Raw genomic sequence first — 12,107 nt, forward strand, 5'->3', positions numbered from 1 at the left:
CGGTCAGCGACGGCGATAGAGGATCTCCGGACGACCACGCTGCCCATAGCGGTGCTCGCTGCGCAGCACCCCCGTGCGCACCAGGTGATCGAGGTAGCGCCGGGCGGTAATCCGAGAGAGTCCGCAGGCTGCGGCAACCTCGATCGCCGAGGATGCCTGTTCGGCGGACACGGCGTTCTCGACCAGACGCGCGGTGGATTCCGAGAGGCCCTTGGGCAAACGACGATCACCACTTCGGCCGGCCTCGATTAGCGCGTTCACATCCTCCTGACCCAGCGGTGCCGGGTCGACCCGCGGACGGGTCGCCGCAGAACCGTCTCGATACGCGCCGAGCTTCTGCTCAAACAGGGCGCGGGAGAAGGGCTTGACGAGGTAGTCGGCGATCCGAGCCGAGGCCGCCTGAGACACGGTGATCCCATCGTTGGCCGAGCTCACCACGATCACGTCCACCGCATCGTCGCTGAGCTGGCGCAGACGGTGCAACACCTCGACCCCGCTGAAATCGGGGAGGTGAATGTCCAGCAGCACCAGGTCGATATCGCCATCCAGGAGCCGATCCAGCGCGGCGGCGCCGGTGGCCGCGGTGTCGGCGACTACAAAGCCGGGAAGCCGCTCCAGCGCGCGAATATGCATGCGGCAGACGGCCGGGTCATCGTCCACGATCAGGGTGCGGATCATCGGGGTTCCTCCCTCGAATCGGGATCGATCGCGACGGGGTTTTGCACCCGCCCGGTTGTGGCGTCCACGGGGTACAGGGGTGGCACCAGGGCATCCATCCGGGTGCCCGAGGATCCATACACCGGCTCTCCCACGGTGATCCACCCACCACGGTTCTCCAACACCCGGGCGACCAGCGCCAGCCCGAATCCACGAGGAAGGTCTCGCTCCCCCCGCGCCTTGGTGCTAAAGCCGTGTTCAAAGATGCGTTCCCGATCCGCGCGGGAGATCCCGGTGCCGCTATCACTCACCCGAATCGAGAGTCCCTCGGCCCCGCGTGCCAACCGGAGCTCCACTCGGCCGCCCGGCCCGGCCGCGTCCACGGCGTTTGACAGCAGATTGGCGATCACCTCAAATTCCTCGGTGTCCAGGTTACCGACCCCCACCTCATCGGCGTCACATTCAAGAATTCCGCCCCGTTCCGTGAGGATGATTCGATGCCGCTCGATCAGGGTGCGCAGGCCGCTGCGAGACACCGGCGTGGGGGCTGTGCGCGGGCCGGTGTATGCCGCCTCGCCCCCGGCAGCCGCCTCGGCGGCCGCGCCGGAAACCACCTCGGCATCCACGGGCACGAGGGTACGAATGTAATCCAGCGCCTCATCGTTTTCCCGATCCTCCAACAGGCCGTAGAGCACGTGCAGACGGTTGGTGAACTCATGGGACTGCTCCCCCAGGGCCGCACCCACGCGGCGCTGCACCACGAGGTCGCGGGCGTCGCGGGCAAGCCGGTCCAGGCGCCGACCCAGCAGCATCGTCACCAGGGCAGCCGCGCCGATCCCCACCGCGAGGGATCCCAGCGCCCAGGGCAGCAGGCCGGCGACACCATCACGCATGTCCTCGGCGATTGCGCTTTCCAGGATGCCCACCGAGGCGGTGCCGATCACCGTCCCCGCGGTGTCATAGACGGGCATCTTGGCGCGCAGGGTCGGGCCCAGGGTTCCCGCCTCGACCCCGACAAAGTGCTCCCCGGCGAGGACCCGACGGTGATCGGTTGAAACCTGCTCCCCCACCAGGGATTCATTGGGATGGGTGAGCCGGATTCCCGCGGTATCGGTAATCACCACGTAGTCCATCCCCGCAGCCTCGGCCACCAGATCGGCAACCGGCTGGAGCTCCCCGGTGGGCCAGGGGGCTGTGATCCCCGCACGCACCACGGGCAGGTTCGACAGGGACTCCGCCACCCGGATCACCCGCTCCTCGGTGGCCGCACGAATCTGGCGCTCCTGCACCATCAGCGCCACGATCACCGTGATTCCCAGGCAGACAAATACGATCCCCACCTGCACCAGGAGCAGCGTGAGTCGGCGCGGCGCGCTGGGATAGCGCGCGGAGCGCCCCACCGTCTTCTGCCCAGACACCATCGTCCTCCTCACGACCCGCGGGCCACCGCCAGGCTACCAGCGCCCGCACCGTCCATCGGATACCCGGCACGGTCATTTAAGACCACAAAACACACAAATAGACCGCGCCGCCCCGGGCACCTAGCGTGGGATCACCAAACTTCCGTCACAGCGTTGTGGCGGAAGCGGAAGGAACAGACATGAAGAAAACGATTCTTTCGATCGTGGTGGGCGTCCTCACGATCGGCGTGTTCACGGCGGCGGCAATGGATGCCAGCGCCTCGGGGTCCACCGCCTCGGCACGCAGCAAACTCACCATTATGGCGCCGGCCTCCCCCGGTGGCGGCTGGGACGGCTTCGGCCGCGAGGGCCAGCAGGGCCTGCGCATGGCCGGCATCGTCAACAACGCCCAGGTCATCAACGTGCCCGGGGCGGGCGGGACGATCGGGCTGAGCAAGCTGGTCCAGATGGACGGACGCGACGACATCCTGATGGTCACCGGGGCGGTGATGATCGGTGCCAGTGCGCTCTCCAAGACGCCCGAATCGCTCGCCGACACCACCCCGATCGCGCGCCTCGCCGACGACTACAGCGTGCTCGTGGTCCCCGCGGCCTCCCCCTACACCACGATGGAGGAGTTCGCCGAGGCCTGGAAGCAGGCACCCGGAGCGCACTCGATCGCCGGTGGATCCCTCGGCAGCATCGATCACCTGCTGAGCGGCCTACTCGGGCGCACAGTGGGGATCAACCCGGGGGACGTCAACTACGTCGCCTACTCGGGCGGCGGAGAGGTGCTTGCCTCGATGCTCTCCAACACCGCGGCCGCGGGGATCTCCGGCTATAACGAGTTCCGCGACCAGATCGAAGCCGGCACCCTGCGCGCCCTGGCCATCTCCTCCCCCGAGCGTCTGGACGGTGTGCCCGTGCCAACCTTCATCGAATCCGGGATCGACGTGGAAATGTCCAACTGGCGCGGCTACGTTGCCCCACCCGGCATCTCCGATGAGGCCCGGGACGAAATGGTCGCGATCATCACCGAACTGCACGCCACCGACGAGTGGCAGGACACCCTGCGTCGCAACAACTGGACCGATTCCTTCCAGGTGGGCGCCGAGTTTGACGCCTTCCTGGAGGAGGAAACCATTCGGGTGTCCGATCTGATTAGGGAGCTGGGACTATGACCGCCACATCCGTGACCCCGACCCGTCCGGCCGATGCCTCCTGGTGGCACGGGCGCGGCGAACTCGTGGTGGCCGCCCTGGTGCTGGGCCTCGGGGTATTCCTCGGTATCGGCACCGCAACAATGGAGGTTCCACCGGGATCCGGCGTGCCGGGCCCGCAGTTCTTCCCCACCATCGTGAGCGCCGGACTGGGCATTCTCGGCGTGCTGCTGGCCATCCAGGTGATCCGCAATCCCGAGGCCGAAGTGGGTGCCGGGGGAAGCGATGACCTGGGCATGGACCCCGACCTGCTGGGCGAGCTCGGTGACATCGACACCACCTCGGAAATCCGAGTGGTCGCCTCGGCCACCGGGGACGACGTGCCGCGCACCGGAACCGACTGGAAAACCTTCGGATTTGTGCTGGCCGGTCTGGTCGGATTTGTGCTGCTGCTGGTCCCGCTGGGGTGGATTCTCGCGGGGGCCGTGCTGTTCTGGGTCATCGCCCGGGCCCTGGGCAGCAAGCGGCCGGTGTTTGATATCGCGATCGCGATCCTGATGTCCTCGGCGATTCAACTCGCGTTCTCCGCGGGCCTGGGCCTCACCCTGCCCTCGGGCATCCTCTCGGGGGTGTTCTCATGGCTTGGCTAGGCACCCGTCCCCCGCTTGTTGACGCGATGAATTTGGAGGTCCGGACATGGATCAGCTAACCCACCTGCTTGAGGGATTCAGCGTCGCGCTGACCCCGATCAACCTGCTCTGGCTCCTCATCGGCGCGGTCCTGGGTACCGCCGTGGGTGTGCTCCCGGGCCTGGGCTCGGCGATGGCGGTGGCCCTGCTGCTCCCGGTGACCTTCAGTCTGGATCCCACCGGCGCCTTCATCATGTTTGCCAGCATCTACTTTGGTGGACTGTTTGGGGACTCCACCGCCGGCATCCTGCTCAACACCCCCGGCAACTCCTCGGCCATCGCCACAACGTTTGAGGGTCACCGGATGGCCAAGGACGGCCGTGCCGCCAAAGCCCTGGGAACCTCGGCCATGGGCGCGTTCCTGGGCGGGATGATCGCAACCACGCTGGTGGTGTTCTTCGCGCCCTACCTGGTGAAGCTGGCGACCCTGTTCGGCCCGGCCGAATACTTCGCGCTCGCCGCCTTCGCCTTCGTGGCCATCTCCTCGGTTGTGGCCGAATCGGTGCTGCGCGGACTGCTCGCCCTCGCGATCGGCCTGGCCCTGGCCATGGTCGGCATCGACGGCCCCAGCGGGGCGGCCCGGTTCACCCTGGGACTTCCGCAGCTCTTTGACGGCATCTCGATTATCGTGATCACCGTGGGCCTGCTGGCGCTCGGCGAGGTACTGCACGTGGCCTCGCGGATTCACCGCGACGGAGCGGTCACCCGGGTTTCGGCCGGCGGATCGCCGTTTCTGAACTGGTCGGAATTCCGCAAGGCCTTCCCCGCGTTCCTGCGTGGAACCAGCTTCGGTGTGCCGTTCGGTGTGATCCCGGTGGGCGGCTCGGAGGTCCCGACCTTCCTCGCCTACGGTACCGAGAAGAAGCTCGCTCAGCGCCGCAAGGATCCCGACTTTGGCGGCCGCGGCGCGATCCAGGGTGTGGCCGCCCCCGAGGCCGCGGGCAACGCGACCGCCGGAACCGCGATGGGGGCGCTGCTCGCGCTGGGACTGCCCACCTCGGCCACCGCAGCGATGATGATCGCGGCCTTCCAGCAGTACGGTATGCAGCCCGGACCGCTGCTGTTTGAGCGCAGCGCCGACCTGGTCTGGCCGCTGCTGGCGAGCCTGTTTGTGGGGCTGATCATCCTGTTGATCATCAACCTGCCCTTCGCCGCCGTCTGGGCCAAGCTGCTGCTGGTGCCCAAGCACTACCTCTACGCGGGGATCACCCTGTTTGCGATGCTCGGTGTGTATGCAATCGCCTCGGCCGAGATGGACCTGTGGCTGGTGCTGGGCATCGGGCTGCTCGGATTCCTGATGCGCCGCTTCTCGATCCCGCTGGCCCCGGTGCTGATCGCCGCGATCCTCGGTCCGCTGGCCGAGACCGAGCTGCGTCGCTCGCTCGCGGTCTCCGAGGGCGACCTGGGCATCCTGGTGGGTTCTCCGATCACGATTACCCTGTACTCGCTGATGGCCATCGCGATCGGTTTCACCCTGTTCCAGGCGCTGCGCCGGCGCGGGGCGAAGAAGCGCGAGGCGGTGGGCGCGTCCCGCTCATAGTCACCGCTCGTAGTCGCAGCTGACCGTAGCCCACGCCGCATCGGGAAACCGGTGCGGCGTGGGCTGTTTCCGCACACACCGGGAAGCCGACCCGGCGTGGGTCAGTTCCGCGCGGACAGGGGCGTCTGTCGGTTGGCAGCGCCAGGGGCAGTGGTGAGGCGTCAGTGTTCGGCGGAGGGCACAAAGTGTTCGGCGGAGGGCAGAATGTGTTCGGCGATCTCGGGCAGGGTCTCGGCCACCGTGTCGAACACGTGGGCACCCTGATAGCGCTTGAACCAGCTCACCTGCCGACGTGCGTAGCGGCGGGTGAGGCGACGGGTGTCCTCGATTGCCTCGGCCTCGGTCATCTCCCCACGGATCTGCGCGGCGGCCTGGCCGTACCCGATGGCCCGTCTCGCGGTGATCCCGGCATCGATCCCCGCCTCGAGCAGACCGGCGGCCTCGGCGATCAGCCCGGCCTCCCACATGCGGGTCACCCGTGCATCCAGGCGGGCGACGAGGTCCTCGCGCGGCGCTGTGAGCGAGATGAGCAGGGTGGGCGTCCACCACACGGGCTCGTCCGGCAGGGTTCCGGCGATGGGTTCCCCGGTGATTTCGGCAACCTCCAGCGCACGCACGATGCGGCGACCATTGTGCGGGCCGATCTTCTCGGCCGCCTCGGGGCTGAGATCCCGCAGTCGGCGAAAGAGCATGCCGGGCCCCTGCGCGCTCAGCTCGGCCTCCAGCCGGGCCCGAATCTCGGGGTCCTGGCCGGGGAACTCAAAATCGAACAGCACGCTGGACACGTACAGGCCAGATCCACCCACCAGGATCGGCCAGGCGCCGCGGTCGAGGACGTCACGGATGATGCCGCGAGCCTCGGGCTGATAGTGGGCGACGGCCGCATCCTCGTGTGGATCCAGAATGTCGAACAGGTGGTGCGGAAACTCCGAACGCTCGGCGACGCTGAGTTTGGCCGTGCCAATATCCATGCCTCGATAAAACTGCATCGCGTCCACGTTGATGATCTCGGCGCGCTGCCCATAGCCGGCAAGCCGTCGCGCCAGTTCGAGAGAGAGGTCGCTCTTTCCGGTGCCGGTGGCGCCCACCACGGCGATCAGTCGCGGATTCCCGAGGTCCCGGACCAGCGGTTCGAACGAGGTTGGCCCCGACTCACGCTCACTCGCGCTGGTACTCCTCACCTCGTTCAGATCCGAAACCGGATTCGTGCTCGGGCTCGGGCTCGCCTCTGATTCCGAGACTGACTGATTCCGTGAATATTCCGAGATACTCACGCCTATCGCAGGTCGTCGTTGGTGTTGTAGATCGGCACGGTGCTGCTGGTCGAGGCCGCGACCGGCGGCCCCACACGCAGACTCGGGAAGCCGAGGTTTACCGGCCCGCCGGCGGGCGACGAGGACGCGGCCGCGGGATCGCTGGGGACTCCGCAGGACTCGGCCTGATCGCGGTCCCACGCGTCGCCCGCACGGGTGCGACGAATGTTCAGCAGGGTGCCCTCGGGGGCATCGGCGATCAGGTGGAACGGTGCGGCCTCGGTGACCACCGCGGTGACCACATCTCCCGGACGCGGAATTTCGGAGCCCTCGGGCACCGAGAAGTGCACCAGACGGGAGTCTTCGGCGCGACCGGACATCCGTCGGGTTGCGGCATCCTTCTTGCCCTCACCGGTGGCGACCAGGATACGCACCTCGCGGCCCACCACCGCCTGGTTTTCCTCGAGCGAGATACGGTCCTGAAGCGCGGCCAGACGCTCGTAGCGGTCCTGCACGATGGCCTTGGGGATCTGGTTCTCCATTTCCCCGGCGGGGGTCCCCGGACGTACCGAGTACTGGAAGGTGAACGCGGTGGCAAAACGTGAGGCCTCGACCACCCGCAGGGTCTCCTGGAAATCCTCCTCGGTCTCACCGGGGAAGCCCACGATGATGTCAGTGGAGATGGCCGCGTGGGGAATCTTCTCGCGCACCTGGTCGAGAATCCCCAGGAACTTCTTGCTGCGGTAGGACCGACGCATGGCCTTGAGGACCGTGTCCGAACCCGACTGCAGCGGCATGTGCAGCTGCGGCATCACGTTGGGGGTTTCGGCCATCGCATCGATGACATCCTGGGTGAAGGCGGCCGGGTGCGGGCTGGTGAAGCGAATGCGCTCAAGCCCCTCGATCTGGCCCGCCGCGCGCAGCAGCTTACCGAAGGCGAAGCGGTCGCCAAACTCAACGCCGTAGCTGTTGACATTCTGTCCGAGCAGGGTGACCTCGATGGCCCCATCGTCGACCAGGGCCTGGATTTCGGCAAGAATCTCGCCGGGGCGACGATCCTTCTCCTTGCCACGCAGGGCGGGCACGATGCAGAAGGTGCAGGTGTTGTTGCACCCCACCGAAATCGAGACCCAGCCGCTATAGCTGGAGTCGCGCTTGGTGGGCAGGGTCGAGGGGAAGGTCTCCAGCGACTCAAGAATTTCCAGCTGAGCCTCATCGTTATGGCGTGCACGCTCAAGCAGGTTGGGCAGTGCCCCCATGTTGTGGGTTCCGAACACCACATCGACCCAGGGAGCCTTTTCCAGGATGACGTTTTTGTCTTTCTGCGCGAGGCAGCCACCCACGGCGATCTGCATGCCCTCATGACGCTTCTTGACCGACGCCAGGTGGCCCAGGTTGCCGTAGAGCTTATTGTCGGCATTTTCCCGAACCGCGCAGGTGTTGATGACCACCACATCAGGTTCCTCACCGGCGGCGAGAACATAGCCGGCGGCCTCCAGCGATCCGCTCAGTCGCTCGGAATCGTGCACGTTCATCTGGCATCCGTAGGTACGCACCTCATAGGTACGCCGACGACCACCGGTACCAACCGCCGCCTCGAAGGGCGTGATGATGGTGGGGGTGCTGACGGGCGAGGTACTCACGGAAGTGCTCATGTGTCCATTCTACGAAACCCGGGCCGCCCGTGTGGTCGCACGACCCACCTGGTGGATAACTCTGGCCTGTGGAGGAACGACTCTCACGTCACCCCAGACAGCAACGGTTCGCGGGTCACCACGCATCAAGAGCCGGATGACCCACGAAATCCCTGCTGCTACCGGAACGTGACGCGACCGCGTGAACCACGGGTGGCCAGGGCCGCCCGTACTGCCTCACGCACGATCGATCCGGGGTATCCCCGGCGAGCAAGGAAACCGGTGAGGCGGCGTTCGGCGGCAGCATCATCGATCGAGCTCATCTGTCCGACCCGCTTCTTGGCCAGCGCGGTGGCGGCGGAAAGCTCGTCGTCATCGGCAACCTCGGCTAGGGCGTCCTGAATGACCTCGTTTGGGATCTTCCGCTGCGCCATTTCCCGGGCCACCACCTGGCGGGACTTGCCCTTGCGATCGTAGAGGGAGTGCTTGAGCTGTTCGGCCAGCACCGCATCATCCAGATAGCCCAGCTCGTCCAGACGTTCGGCCACGGCTTCGGCACCGTCGTTTTCCAGGCCTAGGCGCTCGACCTCGGTAATCACCTCGGCACGACTCAGCGCCGATCGGGCAAGCCGACGGACAAGGAGTTCTACCGCCTCATCGAAGGTGGGCGGAACAATCTCCTCCTCGACCTCCTCGGACTCGCCGTCGTCCTCAAAGTCTTCCTCATCCAGCCCGAACCGGGCGGAGAAGCTGGGAATCTCAGTGTCGGGATACTCCTCGAAGGCCGCCGTGTGCGCCGGCACGACGGTCGATGTGGAAACAGGCACAGGCACAGATGCAGACTCGGCATCACCAGGGGTATCCGAGTCAGCCTCGACGGTTTTTCGTGCCCGGGTTGTGAGATCGGAGACGATTCCCCGCACCGGGCGGATCCCGGGTGCTTCCGGGGCTGCCGCCGAGTTGTCGGCCACGGGAGGGGCCGACGCACTCCTGGCGGCGACAGAATCCGATTCCGCGCGGCCCGATTCGCCGCCGCCCGATCGCGCGGATGCCGACCGCCGCCGACCGCCCAGCGAAATCACCGGAGCCAGCGGCTCCTCGACCGCCATCTCCTCAACTGCCGAGGTCTCGGCGGCAGGCGTCTCAACCGCCGAGGTCCCGGAGGCAGGCGTCTCAGCGGCCGAGGTCTCGGCGGCAGACGTCTCAGCCGGGAACTCCGAGCGGTCCAGGGGCTCACGCGGATCCCCTGCCTTGGCGGAACCCCGGGTCGGTTCGGCCGATGTCGGGATCACACCCCAGGCGGGTGCAAAGGTGGGGGCAGACGCCGACGGGGCCGCGGCGTCCCGCTCCTCGGCCGAGGCCTCCCCGCGCGAACGCGAAGAGGGCCAAGACCCGAGGGAAGATACGCCGGCGGCCCCGCCGAAACGTGAGGGCCCACCGTTCTCGGTTTCGGAGCCTTCCGAGGAAGGCCCCTCATCGATGAAGCGGACCATGAGACTACGCGCCGCGCTTGAGTGCTACCGCCGGAGCCTCGCTCGCCGGGGCGGCCGGCGCGTTCTTGGCGGCGGTCGCCTTAGCCTCGGCCGCAGCCTCGGCGGCGGCAGCATCGGCCTTGGCCTGAGCGCCGGCCGCGCCGATGCCGAGCTTTGCCAGCAGCTTGTTCTCGATGTCGGCGGCGATGTCGGGGTTGTTGATCAGGAAGTTACGGGCATTTTCCTTACCCTGGCCCAGCTGATCACCGTCGTAGGTGTACCAGGAACCGGACTTCTTGACCAGACCGTGCTCGACACCGAAGTCGATCAGGCTACCCTCGCGGGAGATTCCCACACCGTAGAGGATGTCGAACTCGGCCTGCTTGAAGGGCGGAGCCATCTTGTTCTTGACCACCTTGACACGGGTACGGTTACCCACGGCGTCCGAGCCGTCCTTGAGGGTTTCGATGCGACGGATGTCGAGGCGAACTGAGGCGTAGAACTTCAGCGCCTTACCACCGGAGGTGGTCTCCGGGCTACCGAAGAAGACACCGATCTTCTCACGCAGCTGGTTGATGAAGATCGCGGTGGTCTTGGTCTGGTTGAGCCCACCGGTGATCTTTCGCAGTGCCTGCGACATCAGTCGAGCCTGCAGACCCACGTGCGAGTCTCCCATCTCACCCTCGATCTCGGCGCGGGGCACCAGGGCGGCCACGGAGTCGATGACAACCAGGTCGATCGAGCCCGAGCGGATCAGCATGTCGGCGATTTCCAGCGCCTGCTCACCGGTGTCAGGCTGGGAAACCAGCAGCGCGTCGATGTCGACACCCAGCTTCTTGGCGTACTCGGGGTCGAGGGCGTGCTCGGCGTCGATGAAGGCGGCGATGCCGCCCTGGCGCTGAGCGTTGGCGATGGCGTGCAGGGTCAGCGTGGTCTTACCCGAGGATTCCGGGCCGTAGATCTCGATGATGCGGCCGCGGGGCAGACCTCCCACGCCGAGCGCAACGTCCAGGGCGATCGAACCGGTGGGGATGATTTCTACGGGGGCGCGCTCATCGCTGCCGAGGCGCATAACCGAGCCCTTACCGAACTGGCGGTCAATCTGGGCAAGGGCGGTTTCGAGTGCTTTTTCGCGATCCGTGGGTGAAGCCATGGCCGTCTCTCTTTCGTCTCGGTAGCTGCTGCGCGCTACGTTCGTGGGTGATGCGCCTACATACTGTCCCGAGGCGACATCTGGATGCCGTGTACCTGCGCGATGCTGATTTCAGCACCACCGGCACGCCCTCGGAGAACAAGGCTGGAGCGATCTGCTCCGGTTGCTTCGACTCTAGGATCACCCTCCGACACCGGGTCGAGTTGTGGTCCTCTTGTGGAAAACAATCCGAAGATTTCGTCCTGTGTAGGAGCATACGCCGATCCGAACGAATGTTCGAGATATTGCCCGCGGCGTGTCGAATGAGTTTTCGGATCGTTTACCTAGTCGCGCGGAGCGGGCAGGCGCACGCCGTCCCAGCGCTCGCGCGGCACCTCGTTCTCGCGGCACAGCGCCAGCCACACGTCGCGCGCAGGAACCCCGGCCGCCAGGGCCTCATCCCCGGTACGCCCATCGAGGCCTCTCAGCGCCAGGTCGCGCATCAGCACGCCGCCGTATCCGGCACCAAACTCGGCGGCAATCGCATGGCGCAGTTCGCTATTTTTCACCCGTTCAGCCTACCCAACTCCCCCGACCCTGCCCCCACATGCCTCGGCACTCATTCAGCACACCCACGGCCCACACCGAGGAGACGATTTCCCGCAACGCAAACACCCCGCACGAATTCGTGCGGGGTGTTGTGCCGGCGGGACTAGCGAATCGCGAGTTCGGCTTCGATGTCGGCCGTGAAGCTCTCCGGAATGGTGTCCGGGATCGGCGCGAGGCCCTCGATGATCGCCAGGCGATCACCAACCTCGCGCATGATGACTGAGATGGGGGTGTCGAGCGCGTCGGCTACCGAGGCGAGGATCTCGCTGGAAGCCTCCTTCTGACCACGTTCAACCTCGCTGAGGTAGCCGAGAGCCACGCTGGCCTTGCCCGCAACCTGACGCAGAGTGCGTCCCTTCTGCAGGCGGAAGTCACGAAGAACGTCGCCGATTTCCTGACGTACGAGTACCATTGGGGCCTCCCTTTCTGCCGTGCAACCTCGGATCAATTAACCCGAGGGATGATTTAGATTACTACACCGTTCCCTGGGAAACCCCGGAATCGGTAAGATCTTGCCGCACTTTTGTTGACACCGAATATAACCCAGCCCCCCGGGGGTCT

Annotated in this window: 11 protein-coding genes; 3 read left to right on the forward strand and 8 right to left on the reverse strand. The window is 66.1% G+C overall.

What is annotated here, in order from left to right; translation table 11 throughout:
* Nucleotides 1-3: 3 nt before the first annotated feature.
* Nucleotides 4-678, reverse strand: a complete 675-nt coding sequence (locus D9V34_RS07670; RefSeq protein ID WP_121688238.1) for a response regulator — start codon at nucleotides 676-678, stop codon at nucleotides 4-6.
* Nucleotides 675-2,078 carry an ATP-binding protein gene (locus tag D9V34_RS07675; RefSeq protein ID WP_121688239.1) on the reverse strand — a complete coding sequence of 468 codons (1,404 nt, stop codon included), beginning with the start codon at nucleotides 2,076-2,078 and terminating at the stop codon, nucleotides 675-677. Before D9V34_RS07675 ends, D9V34_RS07670 begins: the two co-directional genes overlap by 4 nt.
* A gap of 179 nt (nucleotides 2,079-2,257) precedes the next feature.
* Here D9V34_RS07675 and D9V34_RS07680 point away from each other — a divergent pair, with 179 nt between their 5' ends.
* From D9V34_RS07680 to D9V34_RS07690, 3 genes are read left to right on the forward strand one after another with little or no spacing between them, the layout of a single operon-like run.
* A complete protein-coding gene (locus D9V34_RS07680) occupies nucleotides 2,258-3,238 on the forward strand; it encodes a Bug family tripartite tricarboxylate transporter substrate binding protein (protein ID WP_121688240.1) in 981 nt (326 codons plus the stop codon).
* A complete protein-coding gene (locus D9V34_RS07685; protein WP_121688241.1) occupies nucleotides 3,235-3,867 on the forward strand; it encodes a tripartite tricarboxylate transporter TctB family protein in 633 nt (210 codons plus the stop codon). Before D9V34_RS07680 ends, D9V34_RS07685 begins: the two co-directional genes overlap by 4 nt.
* Nucleotides 3,868-3,913: 46 nt before the next feature.
* Nucleotides 3,914-5,446: a tripartite tricarboxylate transporter permease gene (locus D9V34_RS07690; RefSeq protein WP_121688242.1), complete on the forward strand. Its 1,533-nt coding sequence runs from the start codon at nucleotides 3,914-3,916 to the stop codon at nucleotides 5,444-5,446.
* 161 nt (nucleotides 5,447-5,607) lie between these two features.
* On the opposite strand, the gene miaA is transcribed toward D9V34_RS07690, so the two are convergent.
* The 6 genes from miaA to D9V34_RS07720 all read right to left on the reverse strand — a co-directional run bounded on the left by miaA (nucleotide 5,608) and on the right by D9V34_RS07720 (nucleotide 11,958).
* Entirely contained in the window at nucleotides 5,608-6,573 is a 966-nt protein-coding gene (miaA, locus tag D9V34_RS07695; protein ID WP_121688499.1) for a tRNA (adenosine(37)-N6)-dimethylallyltransferase MiaA, read from the reverse strand.
* A gap of 149 nt (nucleotides 6,574-6,722) precedes the next feature.
* On the reverse strand, nucleotides 6,723-8,354 hold the full coding sequence (miaB, locus tag D9V34_RS07700) for a tRNA (N6-isopentenyl adenosine(37)-C2)-methylthiotransferase MiaB (RefSeq protein ID WP_121688243.1): 1,632 nt from the start codon (nucleotides 8,352-8,354) through the stop codon (nucleotides 6,723-6,725).
* A 158-nt stretch (nucleotides 8,355-8,512) separates the two neighbouring features.
* The gene (locus D9V34_RS07705; protein WP_121688244.1) at nucleotides 8,513-9,826 is read right to left on the reverse strand and encodes a regulatory protein RecX; all 1,314 of its coding nucleotides are present in this window, start codon (nucleotides 9,824-9,826) and stop codon (nucleotides 8,513-8,515) included.
* Nucleotides 9,827-9,830: 4 nt separating this feature from the next.
* Nucleotides 9,831-10,958: a recombinase RecA gene (gene recA / locus D9V34_RS07710; protein ID WP_043321270.1), complete on the reverse strand. Its 1,128-nt coding sequence runs from the start codon at nucleotides 10,956-10,958 to the stop codon at nucleotides 9,831-9,833.
* A gap of 323 nt (nucleotides 10,959-11,281) precedes the next feature.
* The gene (locus D9V34_RS07715; RefSeq protein ID WP_121688245.1) at nucleotides 11,282-11,506 is read right to left on the reverse strand and encodes a DUF3046 domain-containing protein; all 225 of its coding nucleotides are present in this window, start codon (nucleotides 11,504-11,506) and stop codon (nucleotides 11,282-11,284) included.
* 143 nt (nucleotides 11,507-11,649) lie between these two features.
* On the reverse strand, nucleotides 11,650-11,958 hold the full coding sequence (locus D9V34_RS07720) for a helix-turn-helix domain-containing protein (RefSeq protein WP_030143050.1): 309 nt from the start codon (nucleotides 11,956-11,958) through the stop codon (nucleotides 11,650-11,652).
* Nucleotides 11,959-12,107: the final 149 nt, after the last annotated feature.

Source organism: Mycetocola lacteus (assembly GCF_003667575.1).
Lineage (GTDB): Bacteria > Actinomycetota > Actinomycetes > Actinomycetales > Microbacteriaceae > Mycetocola > Mycetocola lacteus.